Genomic DNA, 18,189 nt, shown 5'->3' on the forward strand with positions numbered 1-18,189 from the left:
CAGGAACCAGGAACCAGAAACCAGAAACCAGCGGTGACTCAGGCCCGTTCGTCGATCGACCGCGCTCCCGGCACGGGCGGTGCCGGGTCGTCGCTGGCCTGGGGATCGTCCGCCCGTGCCCACTTCACCGTCCACCGCACCAGCGGCTGCACCCGCTCCCACGCCGCCACGATGTCGTCGAGCGGACTCGCCAGCGGCAGGTGGACCAGCGCCGCGTAGTGCTGCATCCGCAACAGCTCGATCCGCGGGTGGTCCACTGCGTACCCTCGCGGCGCGGTCTTCAGCGGCGGCCCGGCGATGTCGTACCCCGCATCGGTCAGCTCGTCGAGCGCATGCTGCAGCGCTGCCGCCGCGTGCGGTCGCTCGTCGATCACGGTCCGCGCGGCCGACAGCTGCGCCCGCGCGGGTTCGTACAACCCGCCCCCGACCTGCAGGCCGTCGGCACCGGCACTCAGGTAGACGCCACCGGCGGTGAGTCCGGTGTCCTCGCGGTACGGCCGCTTGTCCGGTGTGAACCGCAGGTCGCGGTGCTGCCGGAGCACCCGCCCGGGGCCGTACCGCCGCTCGGCCTCGCGCAACAGCGACTCCATCGGGTCGCGGACGTGCCGTTCCCAGTCGTCGCGGTGTTCCTCGAACCACGCGCTGTCGTTGTGCGCGGCGAGACCCCGGAAGAACGTCGCCAGCGCGGGCGAGAAGAACGCATCGGTCATGCAAGCAGTGAACCGCCGCCCGCTGAGGACTACCCTCACCGGCATGATCGGCACCCTCGACGTCATCGTCCTCGACTGCCCGGACACACGGGCACTCGCACGGTTCTACGCGGAGCTGCTCGGGGGTGAGATCGTCGGGTACGACGAGGACTGGGCCGAAGTGGTCCTGCCGATCGAGGGGCACCGCCCCCTCGTGGCGTTCCAGCAGGTCGACGACTACACGGCACCGGTCTGGCCCGGACAGGACACCCCGCAGCAGGTGCACCTGGACGTCAAGGTCGACGACCTCGATGCCGGCGAACAGGCCGTCCTGGCGATCGGGGCGACCGCGACAGGCTCGGGCACGGAGACGTTCCGCGTCTTCCTCGACCCCGCCGGGCACCCGTTCTGCCTGATCCACCCGAACGACTGACGCGCAGACGGGCAACACCCCGCCCCGCACAGGGGTCACCGATCCCACACCTGTCGGTCGTAGGGTGGTCGAGCACCACTCGTCATCGGAGACGGAGATCGGCATGAACGCCATCCAGCCCACCGCCAGCCCCCGTCGAACGCAGGCCACGGCCTCCGTCGCCGCGATCCTCGCCGAGTCGGCGGCCCGGTTCCCGGACGACGTCGCCCTGATCGTCGGCGACCAGCGCACCACCTACGCCGAGCTGTGGGCCGAGACGCTCGCCTACGCCGGAGCGCTGCGCGAACGGGGTGTCACCGAGGGCGCCCGGGTCGCGATGCTCCTGCCGAACGTCGCGGACTTCCCGCGCGTCTACTACGCCACGCTCGCCCTCGGGGCCGTGGCGGTGCCGGTGCACGCGCTGCTGAAGCGCCGCGAGATCGAGTACGTGCTCCGCGACAGCGACGCGACGCTGCTGGTCTGCGCAGCGCCACTGCTGGGCGAGGGAGCCGCGGGAGCAGCCCTGGCGGGAGTCGACGTCGTGACCGTGCTCGCGCCTCCAGGCGGAGCGACGGCGGGCGGAGCGACGGCGGGCGGAGCGCCGGCGGGCGGAGCGCCGACCGGCGACGCGACCGCAGACGGCGCAGCCGCGCCGGACCGACTGGAGGCCCTGGCCCAGTCCGCCACGCCGCTCGACCGGTACGTGCCCCGCGACCCGTTCGACACCGCGACCATCCTGTACACCAGCGGCACCACCGGCCAGCCGAAGGGCGCCGAGGGCTCGCACTTCGCGCTGCTCGAGCAGGTCAACACGAACCTGATGACCACGTTCGACATGCACCGCGGCGACGTGCTGCTGGGTGCGCTGCCGCTGTTCCACACGTTCGGGCAGACCTGCACGATGAACACCGGGTTCCGGGTGGGCGCGACGATCGTGATGCTGCCGAAGTTCGACGGTGACTCCGCCCTGACCGCGATGGTCGAGCACGAGTGCGAGATCTTCATGGGCGTGCCGACCATGTACATGGCGCTCCTCGACGCCGCGACGCGCACCGAGGCCCGGCCGAGCCTGCGCTACGCGATCTCAGGAGGCGCCTCGCTGCCGTTGGCGGTCCTGCAGAAGTTCCAGACCGTGTTCGACGCGCCCATCCACGAGGGGTACGGGCTGACCGAGACCTCGCCGGTCGCGTCGTTCAACCACGTCGGCACGCCCCCGCACCCCGGCACCATCGGGACGCCGGTGTGGGGCGTCGACATCGAGATCGCGGACCCGACCGTCGCGGACCGCATCGTGCTGATGCCCCACGGCGAGATCGGCGAGCTGGTGATCCGCGGGCACAACCTGATGAACGGGTACCTGGACCGGCCCGAGGACACGGCGGCCGCGATCGTCGACGGCTGGTTCCGGACGGGTGACCTCGGCACGAAGGACGACGAGGGCTACCTGACGATCGTCGACCGCACCAAGGACATGATCATCCGCAACGGCTACAACGTGTACCCGCGGCAGGTCGAAGAGGTCCTGGCGACCCACCCCGACGTCACGATGGCGGCCGTGTTCGGCGTGCCGCACGAGGTGCACGGCCAAGAGATCGAAGCGGCCGTCGTGCTGCGTGCCGGTGCCACCGCGACCCCCGAGGAGCTCGTCAAGCACGTGTCCGACGAGATCGCCGCGTACAAGTTCCCCCGTGTCGTGCACATCGTCGACGCGCTGCCCCTCGGCCCGAGCGGCAAGGTGCTGAAGCGCGCCCTGGTCGAGCAGTTCGCACCCGAGCCGGCGAGCCAGCCCGAGCCGGCGAGCGAGCCCGAACCGTCCGCCACCGCATGAGCACCCCCGACCTCGACACCCGCTTCGCCGAGCGGGTCGTCGCCCGCGCCGTGCAGAACGTCCGCGAGGGCGGCAAGCCCTTCGCGTGCCTGATCGTCCGCGACGGCAAGGTCCTGGTCGAGGCGGCGAACCAGGTGACGCAGTCCGGCGACCCGACCGCGCACGCCGAGATCACCGCGATCCGGCTGGCGGCCGAGATGGGCGTGAGCGACCTGACCGGGCTGGACGTCTACGTCACCGCGTACCCGTGCCCGATGTGCCTGGGCGCGCTGTACTACGCGCAGCCGGACCGGGTCGTGTTCGCCGCCAGTCGTGACCAGGAGTCCGAGCACTACGAGGACGGCAACCGCCTGATGACCCTCGACACGTTCTACGGCGAGTACACCAAGCCCGCGCACGAGCGGACGCTGACCGCCGAGCAGGTCACCGTCGAGGACGCGACCGCACCGTTCCGGCAGTGGTCGACACTGCACGCCTCCTGACGTGCCGTACCCCCGCATCGAGCCGTACCGGACGACGACGATCACCACCGACGACGGTGCCGCGCTGTACGTCGAGGAGTCGGGCACGCCGGACGGCACGCCGGCGCTGTGGTTGCACGGCGGCCCGGGCGGCTCGCTCGGGTCCGGCTGGTACCGCACCCACTTCGACCCGGAACGCTACCGGCTGATCGGGATCGACCAGCGTGCCAACGGTCGCAGCACCCCGACCGTGCTGGACCCACGGGCGCGGCTGGCGGACCACACGACCGGCCGGTTGATCGCCGACCTCGAACACGTGCGTCAGACGCTCAGGATCGACACCTGGGTGGTCGCGGGCATCTCCTGGGGCACGACCCTGGCGCTCGCCTACGCCCTCGAACACCGCGAGCGCGTCCGAGCACTCGCGCTGATGGCCGTGACGACGACGGGACGTGACGAGGTGGACTGGATCACCGAGGGCGTCGGTCGGCTGTTCCCCGAGGACTGGGACCGGTTCGAGCGGGCGTCCCACCGCCGCCCCGGTGAGCGCGTCGTCGAGGCGTACGCCCGCCGCCTCGCCGGTGACGACGCTGCGGACCGCGACGCTGCGGCAGCGGAGTGGGACCGGTGGGAGAGCGTGCACGTCTCGCTGGACGACCCGTCGATCCGCGGCCGCGGACACCTCGGCCAGGAGGCCCGGCTGGCGTTCGCCACGCTGGTCACCCGGTACTGGGCGAACGACGCGTTCCTGCCGGGCGACCGGGCGGTGCTGGCGCGGGCAGCGGAACTCGCCGCCGTTCCGGCGGCGCTCGTGCACGGTCGCCGTGACGTCAGCGGGCCGGCACGAACTCCGTGGCTGCTGCACCGGCGGTGGCCGGCGAGCACCCTGACGATCGTCGAGGACGAGGGCCACGGCGGAGCGCGGGAGAGCGCGGCACTGACCGCGGCCCTCGACGGGTTCGCCTGAGCCCGACACCGTCCGCCGCTGTCCGGTCGACCCGGCTCAGTCGTGCCCGAGCAGCACCGCGCGGCGGTCCCGCGCCCACGCCGACATCGGTCGAGCTGGTGTCCCGGTGATCCGCTCGACCTGGTCGGTCAGGACGTCCACCCCGTCCAGCCCCCGTCGGGCGACCCGGCCGAACTGCGCCCGCAGTCCCTCGGCCTGCCACGCGGGGACCCCGCTCAGCCGGAGCACACCGGCGAACACCCGGCTCGGCAGGTGCACGTACCGCACACGGCGTCCGAGCCCCACGGACAGTTCCCGTGCGACGCCCCGGCCGTCGAGGAGCGCCGGACCGGTCAGCACGGGCTCGGCGCCGTCGTGCTCGCCATGCTGCAGGACGGTCGCGGCCACGCGGGCGATGTCGGCGGTGTCGATCCAGCCGATGACCCCGCGGCCCATCGTCTGCGGGAAGAACCCCCGCCGCAGCGCCGGGCCCGAGGACTCCAGGTTCGTCATGAACCCCGAGGGGTGCAGGATCGTCCACGCCAGCCCGCTCGCCCGGACGACGGCGTCGATGCGCGCGATCGCACTCGCCCACGGCATCGGTGAGTGTTCGGCGGCATCACCCCCGGAGAGCTGCACGATCGCGCGGACCCCCGCGTCCTTCGCCGCGTGGACGGCGTTCGTACCGTGCGCTTCCTGCTGCTGCGTCGCCGCGGTGACGAGGAACAGCTGGTCGACGCCCGCGAACGCCCGCGCCAGTGCCGCACGGTCTCCCAGGTCGGCGATCCGCGCGTCGATGCCCCGCGCAGCCAGCTCCTCGGCCTGTGCCGGTCGGCGGACGATCGCGCGCACGGGCACTCCTGCGCCGTCCAGGATCGCGAGCGTCTTCCCGCCCACGTCTCCGGTCACGCCGGTGATGGCCACCACTCCGGTCATGGTTCCTCCTTGTATCAGTTTCCTGATACCAGAGCCTACGCCGGTACCATCGCTGCATGCACGACCCGTTCTCCCCGACGCGCGACGACGTCGACGCGATCGCCGCCTGGAGCGTCATCCGCGCCGCCCGGGTGCTCGCACGGCGGCTTGCAGACGTGCTCGCGCCGCTCGACCTGACCCCCGTGGAGTTCGGCGTGCTGGTCCAGCTCGCGACGACGGAGGACACCGCGGCCGACCCCGCCCCGGCCGGCCTGGCGCAGGCCGACCTGGCTCGCGCCGTCGGCGTCAGGCCACAGAGCGTGACCGCGCTCGTCGCCACGCTGGCGGATCGCGGGCTCATCGACCGTGGGGCCGAGCGCGGTCGGGGCCGTCGCTCGCGGGTCGTGCTCACCGACGACGGTCGGGCAGTGCTCGCGCAGGCGTACCCGGTCGTGCTGGCGAGCAACGCGTGGTTCGGGCCGGACACCGCGAGTTCGGCAGCCCTGGTGACGACGCTCCGTCCGATGCTCGACGGACCCGGCGGCCCGGACTCCCGCCCCGCACCGGCGGACGAGGTCCCCTAGCCAGCTGCTCCCTGCCGCCGCACCCACGCGACGACGGCGTCGAGCTCGGGTGCGTAGCCGTCCGTGGTGTCCACCTCGAGCACCGGGCAGCCGAGGTCCAGCGGCGACGACACCCGCGGCAGGTTCCGTCGGACCCGGTCGTTCAGCACGGCATCGTGCCCGCGCGCGACGAACCGGTCCATCGCCGCGACGCTGCGGCAATGCACGTTCAGCACGGCGCCGACGGGGTCCAGCGTCGACCGGACGTCGGCCTCGGACTGGTCGCGGTAGAGCGTGGCGTCGGCGATGACGCTGCACCTTGCGGCGGCGTACGCGGCGGCGATGTCCCAGAACAGCCGGACCCCGTGCGGCACGACCTCGTCACGCGAGAGCGTCCCGGACGCCATCAGCCCGGCGTACAGCTCGTCGCGGTTCACCCGCGGCCACCCGAGACGCTCCGCGAGGGCCGCAGCGAGCGTCGTCTTGCCGCTACCCGGAGCGCCACTCACCAGCACCACCGTCGGTGTCATCGCGCCAGGACCGGTCATGACACCACACTAGGCACGGCCTCACTGCCAGGATGGCCGCATGACCACCGAACCGGCACCGACGCCGATCGACCTCGACACCTGGGCACGCCGCGAGCACTTCGCGTACTACCGCGACCAGGTCCCCTGCCGCTACGAGCTCACCGTGCAGGTGGACGTCACCGACTTCATCGCCGAGGTCCGTCGCACCGGCCGCCGCACGTACGCGTCCCAGATCTGGGCGCTGTCCACGGCCGTCAACGCCCACCGCGAGTTCCGGATGACGCTGCTGCCCGACCGCTCCCCCGCCGCGTGGGACGTCGTGCACCCGGCCTTCACGGTGTTCAATCCCGAGCGTGAGACGTTCTGCGCGGTGTTCGTGCCGTACGACCCGGACTTCGACGCCTTCCACGACGCCGCGGTCGAGGAGATGACGATCCACCGCTCAGCGACGACGATGTTCCCCCAGCAGCCTCGCCCGGCGAACCTGTTCGACGTGTCGACGCTGCCGTGGGCGTCGTTCTCGGGGTTCTCGCTGCAGGTCCGCGAGGGCTGGGACCACCTGCTGCCGATCATCACGATGGGCGGACACCACGACGAAGGTGGGCGCACCCTGCTGCCGCTGTCCGTGCAGGTCCACCACGCGGCCGCCGACGGGTTCCACACCTCGCGCCTGCTGACCGAGGTCGGGCAACTGTTCGCCGAGCCGACCTGGCTCGCCTGAGCGGCGTTGGCCGATCCGGTCGACGATCCTCGGGGTCCGGGAACCGGATCGGCCACCGGCGCGATCGCGATCCTGGTCCGGGTGGTCCGGTCCACCACCGGACAGGAGGCGCGGGGCGGGCCCGCACCGGGCCTCCCGTCCGGCGGGCGGTCCGGTTCAGGAGCCGGCGCGCGCCGCGAGTGCCTGCTCGAACTCCCGACGCATCGCGTCGCCGCCGCGGCGGCGCCACTCACGCACCGTGTCCTTCCACGACGACACCGGTGCACGGCCGAGCAGCACGTCGTTGATCGCGTTCGTCGCGAACGTGCCGACCGCCGGTCCCTTGGTGGAGTTCGTCGGCGAGTACAGGCCGTACGTGGGGTTCGTGATCCCGTCGTCGAGCCACGATGCCAACGAGTCGTAGACGACCTCGGTCATGTCCGGGAACCCGGCGTAGAACAGCGGGAGCGGACACTCGGTGAAGTACTGCAGCGGGAACTCGCCGAGCGCGGTCTCGCTGTTGCCGGTCTTGGTCAGGACGGGTGCGCCGTCGCGGTACTCGAAGTCGCGGCCCTCGATGCCGAACTTGCGGTAGGTCCAGGCCTCGGTGCCGAATGGCGACGCGCACCAGTTCAGCACGTCGAGGACCATGCGGATGCGGTCCTCGTTGCCGGCGGCGAGCGCGGTGATCGCGTTGTTCGGATCGCCGAGCCAGGGCTTCGGCTTCGCGCCGGACGGCCCGACGAACGGCGCCTGGGTCATGGCGAACCCGCTGCCCGGCTCCGCCTGCTGCAGCAACCCCGGGATCGCGCTGTAGCTGTCCTGCAGCATCACGGCCGAGCCCTGCACGAACCAGACCTTGCCGTTGTAGGCGGTGACGCTGTCCGGGTGCACGAGTCCGTCTGCCAGCAGCTTCCGCGACAGTTCGAGCATGTCCTGGTACTGGTCGACCTCGTACATGTGGGTGAGCCGGCCGCCCTGCTCGTCCCACTGGTTGGGCACGCCGAGCATCGACGCCAGGATGTTCGTCGGCACCGAGCCGAGCGCCCAGCGGTTCCTGTTCTGGTCGGTGAGCGTGTGGCACAGCGCGGTGAACTCGTCGACGCTCGAGAACGACGGGTCGACGCCGAGCCGGTCGAACAGGTCCTGGCGCCGGTGCAGCACCCCGGTGGTCAGCGGCCCACGCGGGACGGGCACGCCGTAGATCCCGCCGGAGAACACGGTGCCCCGCCACGACGCGGTCGGCAGGTTCGCCAGGTACGGCCAGTCGCGGATGCCGCCGCCGGACAGGTACGTGGTCAGGTTCTGCGCCTTGGCCTCGAGGAACTGCGGCAGGTACGAGAACGTGCCGAACACGGTGAACACGTCGCCGAGGGTGTCCCCGGCGACCTGGGTGGCGAACTTGTTGCCCCAGTCGGCGTTCGGCGTGATGGTCAGGTCGAGGTCGACACCCATCCGCTGGTCGAGTCCCTGCCAGTACCGGTTGCTGCCCTTGGCCGGCGGAACCGGCGAGTTCGTCGGCACGCTGCCGTGCAGGGTCGACCCGTCACCGGGCACCTTCGCGGTGGGCACGAGGGTGCTCGGCAGCTTCCGGAACGCGCTCGGCATGAGCGCACTGGTCTTCGGCAGCACCGGCTCGGGCCCGCCGGTCCACGGCACGTAGTCGGGCAGCGTGACGGGTTTGTTGATGGCCCTGATGTCGGTGGAGCGGGTCACGGTGTCACACCCGGCCAGGAGGCCCGTGGCTGCGACACCGAGACCGGTCGCGATGAGCGCGCGGCGGCTCAGGCCGCTGTGGTGGTCGGTCACGGCGTCAGCCCTTCACCGCTCCGGTCAGGACACCCTTGGCGAAGTGCCGCTGCAGGAACGGGTAGACGATGAGGATGGGGACGATGGAGACCACGAGGATCGCCATCTGGATCGAGGCCTGCGGGGGCAGCGCATCGGAGCTGGTGCCGAGGTCGGCGCCACCGAGCTGCGCGTTGTTGATGACGTAGGTGCGGAGCACGAGCTGCAGCGGCCACTTCGCGGTGTCGTTGATGTACAGCAACGCGTTGAAGAACGCGTTCCAGTAGCCGACGGCGTAGAACAACCCGATCACGGCGAGGACGGCCTTCGACAGCGGCAGCACGATCCGCAGGAACACCCCGAAGTCGCCGGCACCGTCGATGCGGGCGGACTCGATGAGCTCCCGCGGGATCGCCATGAAGAACGACCGCATCACGATGACGTTGAACGCGCTGAGCGCCGTCGGCAGGATCAGCGCCCAGTACGAGTCGAGCAGCCCGAACTGCTTGACGACCAGGTAGTTCGGGATGAGTCCCGGCGCGAACAGCAGGCTGACGAGCACCAGGCTGAGCACGACCCCGTGCCCGTACGACCCCGGACGACTCAGGGCGTACGCGAGCATCGCGGTGACGAACAGGCTGATCAGCGTACCGACGACCGTGATCCCGATGCTGACCACGAGCGCCCGGGTGACGACGCCACCGGCGAAGATGCTCTCGTACGCACCGAAGTCCAGGCCCGTCGGCCACATCACGAACCCGCCGGCGCCGTTGACCTGGCTGGAGGGGGCGACGCTGGTGGACACGATGCCCAGGAACGGCAGCAGCACGACCAGGCAGATGACCAGCAGGACGAACCCGGTGAGCAGACGTCCGGGGAGGGGCGCTGCGTCGGGTCCGCCGCGCTTGTGCTTGTTCGGACGGCCGCCGGTCGTCCCGGTCTGCGGGACGGTGACGCTCTCGGTGGCGGTCATCGGGACTCCTTCTGGTAGACGCCGGCTTCGCCGAATACGTGCGCGACCTTGTTGGCGCCCAGGACGAGCAGCACGCCGACGACGCCCTTGACCAGGCCGACCGCTGCAGCGACACCCCACTGCCCACCGAGCACGCCGTTGTTGTAGACGTAGGTGTCGAGGACCTCGCTGGCGCCCCGACCGACCGAGGCCTGCTGCAGCAGGATCTGCTCGAACCCGACGGTGAGCGAGTCCCCCAGTCGCAGGATCAGCAGCAGGATGATGATGCCCCGCATGCCGGGCAGGGTGACGTGCCAGAGCTGCCGCCACCGGCTCGCCCCGTCGACCTTGGCCGCCTCGTACAGGCTCGTGTCGATCTGGCTCAGCACCGCCAGGAACAGGATCGTCGCCCACCCGGTGTCCTTCCAGATCACCTGACTGGTGAGCAGCGCGATGAATCCGTGCGGGTTGCCGAGGAAGTCGATCGCGGTGCCGCCCGACGCCCGGATCGCGTTGTTGACCAGCCCCGAGCCGCCCAGGATCTGCTGGAACACCGCCACGACGATCACCCACGACAGGAAGTGCGGCAGGTACAGGATCGACTGCACGACCTGCTTGATCCGCTCGGACAGCAGCGAGTTGAGCATCAGCGCCAGGATGATCGGCGCGGGGAACACGAACACGACCTGCACCAGGGTGATGACGAGCGTGTTCCGCAGTGCGCCGAGGAACTCCGGGTCACCGTTGAACACCACCGCGAAGTTCTCGAAGCCCACCCAGGGGCTGCGGCCGAGCGGTACGAACGGCAGGTACTCCTGGAAGGCGATCAGGTTGCCGAGCAGCGGCAGGTACTGGAACGCCAGCAGCAGCGCGACGCCGGGCAGCCCCATCCAGAGCAGGACACGGTCGCGGCGGATGCGGTCCCAGGTCGTCTTCCGGCGGGGAACGGTGGACGGCGGTGACGTCCCGTCGGTCCCCTTCGCGGCTGATCGCACGCGGTCGTCGAGCTTCGTCACTCCTGGCCTCCTCCGTTGGATTCCTGGTGCGACCCTGTCGTGCACGGCAACGGACTGGCAACTGTTGCCATCCATTTCCATCGTTGTAAGTCGTTGGAGGGTTCCAGTGACCGCTCACGGGAACCCGTGACAGCATCGGGGCATGACCTTCGAGCAGCACGCACACTCGTTCGGAGCAGCGGCCGACGCCTACGAGCGAGGCCGCCCCAGCTACCCCGACGCGGCCGCGCAGTGGCTCGCGCCAGACCCGGTCGCAACCGCCGTCGACGTCGGTGCCGGCACGGGCAAGTTCACCCGCACGCTGCTCCCCCGCGCAGCCGAGGTCCTCGCGGTCGAACCCGACCCGGCGATGCGCGCGCAGCTCACCGTCGCGCTGCCCGACGTGCGGGTGCTCGACGGGTCCGGCGAGTCGTTGCCGCTGCCCGACGCCAGCGCCGACCTGGTGACGTTCGCGCAGTCGTGGCACTGGGTCGACGCCGACGCCGGTGCCCTCGAGGTCGCGCGGGTCCTGCGGCCCGGCGGTGTGCTCGGGCTCGTGTGGAACATCCGCGACGAGTCCGTGCCGTGGGCGGCGGAGCTCGGCGAGCGCATCAAGCGTCCGGAGTCGCGGATCATGTCGTACGACGGGCCGATGGTCGGCGAGCCCTTCGCCCAGGACGAGTACCGGACGTTCCCGTGGGTACACGAACAGTCCCGGTCGGCGTTCCTCGACATGATCGCCTCGCGCAGCTACGTGATCGTGATGGAACCGGCCGACCGCCAGGCGCTGCTGCGCGACGTCGAGGACCTGCTCGACAGCTCCCCGGCAACGTCCGGCCCCACCGTGCGGGTGCCGTACGTCACACACGTGCACCGGTTCACCCGGCCCTGACCGGGACGGCGGAGCGCTACGGTGACTCCATGCGAGCGACCGTGCGGGACGTGGCAACCCTGGCCGGGGTCTCACCGAAGACCGTCTCGAACGTCATCAACGGCGGGGTCGTCGTCCGGCCGGACACCCGCGAGCGCGTCGAACAAGCGCTGGCGCAGCTCGACTACGTGCCGAACCTGTCCGCCCGCGGACTGCGCAACGGCCGCTCCGGCGTGATCGCGCTGACCCTGCCGGAGATGAGCAGTGCCTACTCCGCCGAGCTCGCCCGCTGGTTCGTCGAACTCGCCCGCGACCGGGACTGGGTCGTCCAGCTCGACCAGACCGCGAACGACCCCGAGCGTGAGCGACAGCTGGTCTCACGCGCTCGGGCACACCTGGTGGACGGACTGATCCTGAACCCGGTGTCCCTGAGCGCCAGCGTCCTGGCGTCGACCGCTGGTCTGCCGCCGACGGTCGTGATCGGCGAGGTCGAACCCGAGCAGGTCGACCAGGTACACGTCGACAGCGTGGCCGCGGCGCACGAGGTCACGACGTTCCTGCTCGACCGTGGACACCGTCGCATCGCCGCCGTGGGCGCGCCCGACCCGCGCTCGGACCGCCGGCTGCGGACGGCGACGAGCGAGCTCCGCATCAGCGGACACGAGGCCGCGCTGCGTCAGGCGGGTGTGCAGCCGGACCCCTTGCTGCGTGTGCCGCTGTCCGGGTGGTCGACCGCCGACGCTGCCGCCGACTTCGACGCCTGGCTGTCCGCACTCCGCGGTCCGCTGCCCGACGCCGTCTTCGCGTTCTCGGACTCGATCGCGTTCGGCGTGCTGCACGTGCTGGCTGCCCGCGGCATCCGCGTGCCCGACCAGGTCAGCGTGATCGGGTTCGACGACGTCGACGGCGCTGCGTTCGCGATCCCGGCGCTCACCACCGTGGCGTTCGACCGGCGGGCCTTCGCCGATGCCGCCCTCGACCTGCTGACCGCGCGGATCGCGGATCGCCACGCGGCCCCGTCCACGGTCGTGATCCCGCACCGCATCGTCGAGCGTGCGAGCGTCCGCGCGCGCTGAGGCCGCTGTCCCAGCACGGTGCGGGGTTCGCGACCTCGTCCGCCGCGCAGCACCGTGCGAGGTTCCTACCCCGTGCAGAGCTGGCCGCCCGGTGGGGGGGGGGGGGGGGGGGGGGGGGGGGGGCGGGGCCCCCCCCCCGCCCCCGGCCCCCCCCCCCCCCACGAGGGTGCAACCTCCCACCGTGCGCGGCCCCGCAGGGTGCGGCCCCGCACGGTGCTCGCGGGCTCAGCGTGGGTGCGCCGCCGCCAGCACCGCGGCGCGCGTCCGCGCATCGCCGAGGATCCGGAAGTGCCCGCCGAGCGGCAGCCGCACGTTCGTGGCCCCGACGAGCTCGCTGCCGCCGGGGATGAGCGTGTCGAACACGCCGTAGACCGAGGTGATCCGCGCGTTCACGTCGCGCTCCTGCGCCAGCGCCGACAGCACCGGGTCCGTCGCACGGAACACGCGCAGGTGCGCCACGGGAGCCAGCTCCGCGTACCGCGACCCCCCGAACGGCGTCGACACGGCGACCATCCGGTCGATGCGGCCGTCCGGGTCGAGCTCCGTCATGGCGTACTTGCCGATCAACCCGCCCTTGCTGTGCGTCACGAGCAGCACGTCGTGCAGGTCGAGCTCGTCGATGGACGCCATCACCTCGGCTGCCGACACCGGCACCGGTCGCAGGTTGTGTCGCAACGAGGCGAGGACGTGCACGGGGTGTCCCTCGTCGTGCAGGGCGTCCATCAGGGGTCGCATGAAGTGCCACGTCTCGTAGACACCCGGCACGACGACGACGGGCGCCCCGTCACCGGTCAGGTAGTCGTCGGGCGTGGTCGGCCCCAGGCTCCGGACCTGCCACACCGCCGCATAGACCCAGTCGAGCGCGGCCCACCAGGCGCGCCGCACCACCTCCACCCGGACTGGAGGCACGACTCCCCCCACACGCGCCGGCTCACCGCCCGCAGTGGTCGGGTCGCTCACCGGGTCGCCACCACTCACCGGGTCGCCTCGAGCGACCGGGCCTGGCGGAACTCGTCGACGAGTTCCGCGAACGGCCCAGGCTGGTGCTCCTGCACGTGGTGCCCGCCGTACAGCTCGACCAGGGTCCCGTCCCGCGCCGCACGGGTCAGGCGTCCCGCCCACGCGCTGCGGGAGATCGGGTCGCGGCTGCCTCGCACGACCAGGACGGGCACGCGCAGAGCCGCCACGGCGTCGAGCATCGGGTAGCGGAGCATCGGCGTGAGCTGGCGCACGTACTGCCGCAGGCTCCGGAAGTAGTCGGTCAGCAGCACGACGTTCATGCGGGCGTCCTCGACCAGTCCGTCACGACCGAGCGCTGCCGCCAGCCAGGGCAGCGACCGGTGCCGGTCGTCGACGACCGGTCCGACGAGCACGACGGACACCACGGCGTCAGGGTGGTGCAACGCGGCGGCGACCACGACCTGCGAGCCCATCGACTGCCCGACCAGGACGCACTCGTGCACGCCCCGGGACCGCACGGCCCACATGACGACGTCGGCGAGCTCGTGGACCTCGAGCCGACGTCCGACCGGCGGCAGTCCGCCGAACCCCGGCAGGTCGACGGCGATCGTGCGGTGGCTGCGGGACAGGACGCGCTGGGACCGGGCGAACGAGCGGTGGGACATCCCGATGCCGTGCACCAGCACGATCGTGGGAGCCAGGGCATCACGGCGACGGCCGGCGGGAGCCATCGTCCGGAGCCGCACGAGCACACCGTCGACCGAGACCGTCTCCACCAGCGCGCGCACACCTCGAGCGTACGCAGGACGCACTCCCCAGGTGCTGGGCAGCCGCGTCATCGGGTCCTCTTGTGTTCGCGGCGTGGGATGTCGTCCATGAACGATCTCCCCCGCACGGACCCCGCGGTCCGCGACGACGACCAGGCTGCCCGTGCCGACGCGGGCTGGGCCAGCGCTCCGCCTGCCGGACCCGACCAGCAGTACGGCGCACCGAACCCGTTCGCTCCCACGAACCAGTACGGACAGGCCCCTGCCGGCCCCACGAACCAGTACGGACAGGCCCCGGCCGGCCCCACGAACCAGTACGGGCAGGCCCCCGCTGGCCCCACGCCCTGGTACGGCGCCGTGGCGACGACCGTGCCCGCCAAGCCCCGGCCGCCGTGGTTCTGGCCCGTGATCGCGGTCGCCGTGGGCCTGGCGGCACTGCTCGCGGGCGGTGGCGCGGGCTTCGCGATCGGCCACGCGATCGGGGCACACCAGTCGAGCTCGACCACGCAGTTCCCCGGGCAGGGCTCGAACGGGTTCCCCGGCCGGGGCGGCGGCACCGGCACGTTCCCGGGCCAGGGCAGCGGCACGGACTCCGGCATGGGTACGGGCACGAACGGTTCCGGTACGAACGGCTGAGCGCTACCCTCCGACCATGCGCAAGGTGACTACTGGACTGTTCGCGTCGGTCGACGGCGTCGTGCAGGACCCGTACAACTTCCAGTACGACAGCTTCGACGACGAGCTCGGGGCGGCGATGGGCACGTTCATGGGCCGCACGGACACCGTGCTGCTCGGTCGGAACAGCTACGCCGAGTGGTCGGAATGGTGGCCTGCCCACCCCGAGGACCCGTTCGGCCAGTGGATCAACCCGATCGAGAAGCACGTCGCCTCGACGACGCTCGGCCCCGACCTGTCGTGGCAGAACGCCTCGCTGATCCAGGGCGACGTGCACGCGTTCGTGCGCGACCTGAAGCAGCAGGACGGCGGCGAGATCGCGGTGTGCGGCAGCGTCACGCTCGTCCGCAGTCTGCTGTTCGCGGGGCTGCTCGACGAGCTCCAGCTCATGGTGCACCCGGCGATCGCCGGCACCGGGCGCAAGCTGTTCGAGCCGACCGACCCGCCCACGCGCCTGCGGCTGGTCAGCAGCACCGTGACCAGCAAGGGCAACGTCCTGAGCACCTACGGGCCGTTCGCCGACTGACGGCGGTGAGCCGGGCCTCCAGGCCGTGAACCGGGGAGACGCCCAGGCGGCGTACCCTCGGGGGTGCCGTTGACCGCATCACCCACGGAGCTCACCATGCCGCAGGACACCCGCCCGCACGTCGTCATCGTCGGCGGTGGATTCGCCGGCATCGCCGCGATGCGTGAGCTCGCCGACGCACCGGTCCGCATCACGCTCGTCGACCGCCACGTCTACAACATGTTCCAGCCGCTCATGTACCAGGTGGCGACGGGGGGCCTGAACGCGGGTGACGTGACATACTTCCTGCGCAGCCTGCGCGCACGCCAGGACAACGCCGAGTTCCGCCACGGGCTGCTGACGAACATCCGGCCCGACGAGAAGATCGCCGAGATGTCCGACGGCGAGGACCTGCACTACGACCACCTGATCCTGGCCAACGGCGTCAACACGAGCTACTTCGGCACCCCGGGCGCCTACGAGTACGCGTACTCGATGTACTCCCGCTCGCAGGCCCTGCGCATCCGCGACGAGCTGTTCACCCGGCTCGAGGAAGCGGCCGCCAACCAGGGCCCGGACGAGATCCGGATCGTCATCGTCGGCGGCGGCGCGACGGGTGTCGAGATGGCCGGAGCGCTGGCCGAGCTCCGCGACCAGGCTCTCGAGAGCGCGTACCCGGAGATCAGCCGCGGGAACATCACCATCACGCTCGTGCACCGGAGCGGCGAGCTGCTGAAGCCCTTCGCGCCCCGACTCCGGCGGTACGCGGCGAAGGTGCTGCGCAAGCGCGGTGTCGTGCTCCGCCTGAACACGGGCGTGTCCGAGGTGCGTCAGGACGGCGTGATGACGGCCTCGGGCGAGTTCATCCCGGCGTCGCAGGTCATCTGGGCGACCGGTGTGGCCGCGCACAAGGAGGTGTCGAACTGGGGCATGCCGCAGACCCACGGCGGTCGCATCCAGGTGAACGACGACCTGAGCGTGAAGGGCGTCGACGGCATCTGGGCCGCCGGGGACATCGCGGCGCAGGACGACGCGCTCGCCCAGCTCGCGCAGCCGGCGCTGCAGGGCGGCAAGCACATCGCCAAGCAGATCGTCCGCACCATGCACGGCAAGCCCACCGAGCCGCTGAAGTACTTCGACAAGGGCACGATGGCGACGATCGGCACGAACGCGGCGGTCGCACAGCTGCGCGGTGGCATCACGATGGTCGGGCCCGTGGCGTGGGCGGCCTGGGTCGCGGTGCACATCGCGTCGCTGCTCGGCAACGGCAACCGGCTGTCCACGCTGTCGCACTTCTTCGTCCGCTACCTGTGGTTCATGCGGAAGCGCTCGATCCCGATCGTCGGTGACGTCCGGCCGGTGCGGCCGAACGGGGACCGCGAGCCCGAACCCTGGCAGATGCAGAAGGCCGAGTAACGGCCCTGGCTCCTGGCCATGGCCATGGCCCTGGCCCTGGCCGCACGGTGCCGGGTCCGCCATCCGGTGCGAGCTCGTCCGCCCGTGCGAGGCTGGCCGCCCCGTGCGAGGCAACACGCCCGCACCAGGCGACCAGGCGCGCACCAGCGCGACCCCCGCACGACGGGAGGCGCGGGGTGCGGCCGCCACGAGCCTCCTGTCCGGCCGTGGCCGGCCTACGCCGCGCGCGCCCCGGAGTACGCGCCGGCCGCGATGTCCTCGGCGAGCGTGGGTCCGACGGGCTGCCACCCGAGCAGCGAACGCGTCGCCGTGGAGTCGCCCGACATCTCCATGCCGAAGAACTGCCCGATGAAGCCGAAGTGCGCGACGGCGTCGGCCGGGTCGACGGACGTGACCGGCAGCCCGAGTGCAGCGCCGATGGCCTCGGCGATGGCTCGCGTGGGTACCGAGGTCTCGGCCGTGGCGTGCAGGCGGGTGCCTGGCGGCGCCTGCTCGAGCCCGATCCGCACCAGACGTGCCGCATCCGAGCGGTGCACCGCGGACCAGCCGTTCGTGCCCTCGCCGACGTAGGCGGACACCCCGTGCCGCTGTGCTGCGGCGACGATCAGGGCGATGAAGCCGTGGTCACCGGTGCCGTGCACGGTCGGGGCGAACCGTGCGGCGATGGTGCGGACACCCCGCTCGACGAAGTCGAACGCCCGGTTCTCGCTGCCCCCGCGCATCGCGTCAGGTCCCGAGAACGGCGACGGGTCGGTCTCGAGCGCGGGTCGGTCGCCCGCCAGACCGGCGATCCCCGAGGCCACGACGAACGGACGGTCGGTGCCGACCAGGACCTCGCCCAGTGCCTCGACCGCGGCACGCTCCGACGCGTTCGTGGCCGCGGGGTCCGACCAGTCGTGCTTGTTGGCCAGGTGCACCACCGCGTCGGCGTCCGACGCACCGCGTCGCAGGGCGTCGAGGTCGTCGAGGTCGCCGCGCAGGGGTGTGGCGCCGGCGGCCGCGACCGCGCGAGCCGAGGCGTCGGAACGAGCGAGGCCGGTGACCTGGTGACCGGCGGCGACCAGGTCGTCGACGGTGGCGGAGCCGATCCAGCCGGAGGCTCCGGTGACGAACACGTGCATGGGTGGTCCTTCCAGACGC

Annotated in this window: 20 protein-coding genes; 11 read left to right on the top strand and 9 right to left on the bottom strand. The window is 71.6% G+C overall.

Features of this window, described 5'->3' with window-relative positions; all coding sequences use genetic code 11:
- Positions 1–38: 38 nt before the first annotated feature.
- A complete protein-coding gene (locus MT346_RS08795) occupies positions 39–710 on the bottom strand; it encodes a DUF2461 domain-containing protein (RefSeq protein ID WP_243562600.1) in 672 nt (223 codons plus the stop codon).
- Between the two features lie 43 nt (positions 711–753).
- Here MT346_RS08795 and MT346_RS08800 point away from each other — a divergent pair, with 43 nt between their 5' ends.
- The 4 genes from MT346_RS08800 (at position 754) to MT346_RS08815 (ending at position 4,357) form a co-directional block, all read left to right on the top strand.
- Positions 754–1,122 (top strand): VOC family protein, encoded by a 369-nt coding sequence (locus MT346_RS08800; protein ID WP_243562602.1) that lies wholly within the window; start codon positions 754–756, stop codon positions 1,120–1,122.
- Between the two features lie 103 nt (positions 1,123–1,225).
- The gene (locus MT346_RS08805; RefSeq protein ID WP_243562604.1) at positions 1,226–2,929 is read left to right on the top strand and encodes a long-chain fatty acid--CoA ligase; all 1,704 of its coding nucleotides are present in this window, start codon (positions 1,226–1,228) and stop codon (positions 2,927–2,929) included.
- Positions 2,926–3,411, top strand: coding sequence for a nucleoside deaminase (locus MT346_RS08810; RefSeq protein ID WP_243562606.1), 486 nt, complete (start codon positions 2,926–2,928; stop codon positions 3,409–3,411). The genes MT346_RS08805 and MT346_RS08810 overlap by 4 nt, the downstream gene beginning before the upstream one ends.
- 1 nt (position 3,412) lies before the next feature.
- Complete coding sequence (locus MT346_RS08815) at positions 3,413–4,357, top strand: alpha/beta fold hydrolase (RefSeq protein WP_243562607.1); 945 nt, start codon at positions 3,413–3,415, stop codon at positions 4,355–4,357.
- Positions 4,358–4,393: 36 nt separating this feature from the next.
- On the opposite strand, the gene MT346_RS08820 is transcribed toward MT346_RS08815, so the two are convergent.
- A complete protein-coding gene (locus tag MT346_RS08820; protein ID WP_243562609.1) occupies positions 4,394–5,272 on the bottom strand; it encodes an NAD(P)H-binding protein in 879 nt (292 codons plus the stop codon).
- 56 nt (positions 5,273–5,328) lie between these two features.
- On the opposite strand from MT346_RS08820, the gene MT346_RS08825 reads away from it, so the two are divergent.
- Positions 5,329–5,835, top strand: a complete 507-nt coding sequence (locus tag MT346_RS08825) for a MarR family winged helix-turn-helix transcriptional regulator (protein ID WP_243562611.1) — start codon at positions 5,329–5,331, stop codon at positions 5,833–5,835.
- On the opposite strand, the gene MT346_RS08830 is transcribed toward MT346_RS08825, so the two are convergent.
- The gene (locus tag MT346_RS08830) at positions 5,832–6,362 is read right to left on the bottom strand and encodes an AAA family ATPase (protein WP_243562613.1); all 531 of its coding nucleotides are present in this window, start codon (positions 6,360–6,362) and stop codon (positions 5,832–5,834) included. The two genes, MT346_RS08825 and MT346_RS08830, sit on opposite strands and share 4 nt — an antisense overlap.
- 40 nt (positions 6,363–6,402) lie before the next feature.
- On the opposite strand from MT346_RS08830, the gene MT346_RS08835 reads away from it, so the two are divergent.
- Positions 6,403–7,065, top strand: a complete 663-nt coding sequence (locus MT346_RS08835) for a CatA-like O-acetyltransferase (protein WP_243562614.1) — start codon at positions 6,403–6,405, stop codon at positions 7,063–7,065.
- Positions 7,066–7,221: 156 nt separating this feature from the next.
- Here the strand turns inward: MT346_RS08835 and MT346_RS08840 are convergent, their stop codons facing one another.
- Genes MT346_RS08840 through MT346_RS08850 form a run of 3 tightly spaced genes read right to left on the bottom strand, consistent with a single transcriptional unit; the run spans position 7,222 to position 10,800 of the window.
- Positions 7,222–8,853 carry an extracellular solute-binding protein gene (locus MT346_RS08840; protein WP_243562616.1) on the bottom strand — a complete coding sequence of 544 codons (1,632 nt, stop codon included), beginning with the start codon at positions 8,851–8,853 and terminating at the stop codon, positions 7,222–7,224.
- 4 nt (positions 8,854–8,857) lie between these two features.
- Positions 8,858–9,805, bottom strand: a complete 948-nt coding sequence (locus MT346_RS08845) for a carbohydrate ABC transporter permease (protein WP_243562617.1) — start codon at positions 9,803–9,805, stop codon at positions 8,858–8,860.
- On the bottom strand, positions 9,802–10,800 hold the full coding sequence (locus tag MT346_RS08850; protein WP_243562618.1) for a sugar ABC transporter permease: 999 nt from the start codon (positions 10,798–10,800) through the stop codon (positions 9,802–9,804). Before MT346_RS08850 ends, MT346_RS08845 begins: the two co-directional genes overlap by 4 nt.
- Before the next feature lie 142 nt (positions 10,801–10,942).
- Here MT346_RS08850 and MT346_RS08855 point away from each other — a divergent pair, with 142 nt between their 5' ends.
- Positions 10,943–11,671 carry a class I SAM-dependent methyltransferase gene (locus tag MT346_RS08855; RefSeq protein WP_243562619.1) on the top strand — a complete coding sequence of 243 codons (729 nt, stop codon included), beginning with the start codon at positions 10,943–10,945 and terminating at the stop codon, positions 11,669–11,671.
- A gap of 29 nt (positions 11,672–11,700) precedes the next feature.
- Positions 11,701–12,726, top strand: a complete 1,026-nt coding sequence (locus MT346_RS08860; protein ID WP_243562620.1) for a LacI family DNA-binding transcriptional regulator — start codon at positions 11,701–11,703, stop codon at positions 12,724–12,726.
- A 225-nt stretch (positions 12,727–12,951) separates the two neighbouring features.
- Here MT346_RS08860 and MT346_RS08865 read toward each other — a convergent pair whose 3' ends face one another.
- Positions 12,952–13,635: a triacylglycerol lipase gene (locus tag MT346_RS08865; RefSeq protein WP_243562621.1), complete on the bottom strand. Its 684-nt coding sequence runs from the start codon at positions 13,633–13,635 to the stop codon at positions 12,952–12,954.
- A gap of 65 nt (positions 13,636–13,700) precedes the next feature.
- Positions 13,701–14,474, bottom strand: coding sequence for an alpha/beta fold hydrolase (locus tag MT346_RS08870; RefSeq protein WP_243562623.1), 774 nt, complete (start codon positions 14,472–14,474; stop codon positions 13,701–13,703).
- Between the two features lie 87 nt (positions 14,475–14,561).
- On the opposite strand from MT346_RS08870, the gene MT346_RS08875 reads away from it, so the two are divergent.
- From MT346_RS08875 to MT346_RS08885, 3 genes are all read left to right on the top strand, one after another.
- Positions 14,562–15,089, top strand: coding sequence for a hypothetical protein (locus MT346_RS08875; RefSeq protein ID WP_243562625.1), 528 nt, complete (start codon positions 14,562–14,564; stop codon positions 15,087–15,089).
- A gap of 16 nt (positions 15,090–15,105) precedes the next feature.
- The gene (locus MT346_RS08880) at positions 15,106–15,654 is read left to right on the top strand and encodes a dihydrofolate reductase family protein (RefSeq protein ID WP_243562627.1); all 549 of its coding nucleotides are present in this window, start codon (positions 15,106–15,108) and stop codon (positions 15,652–15,654) included.
- A 96-nt stretch (positions 15,655–15,750) separates the two neighbouring features.
- Entirely contained in the window at positions 15,751–17,049 is a 1,299-nt protein-coding gene (locus MT346_RS08885; protein WP_243562628.1) for an NAD(P)/FAD-dependent oxidoreductase, read from the top strand.
- Positions 17,050–17,264: 215 nt separating this feature from the next.
- Here MT346_RS08885 and MT346_RS08890 read toward each other — a convergent pair whose 3' ends face one another.
- On the bottom strand, positions 17,265–18,170 hold the full coding sequence (locus tag MT346_RS08890) for an SDR family oxidoreductase (RefSeq protein ID WP_243562630.1): 906 nt from the start codon (positions 18,168–18,170) through the stop codon (positions 17,265–17,267).
- Between the last annotated feature and the right edge of the window lie 19 nt (positions 18,171–18,189).

Origin of the sequence: Curtobacterium sp. VKM Ac-2922 (assembly GCF_022815645.1) — a bacterium.
GTDB lineage: Bacteria > Actinomycetota > Actinomycetes > Actinomycetales > Microbacteriaceae > Curtobacterium.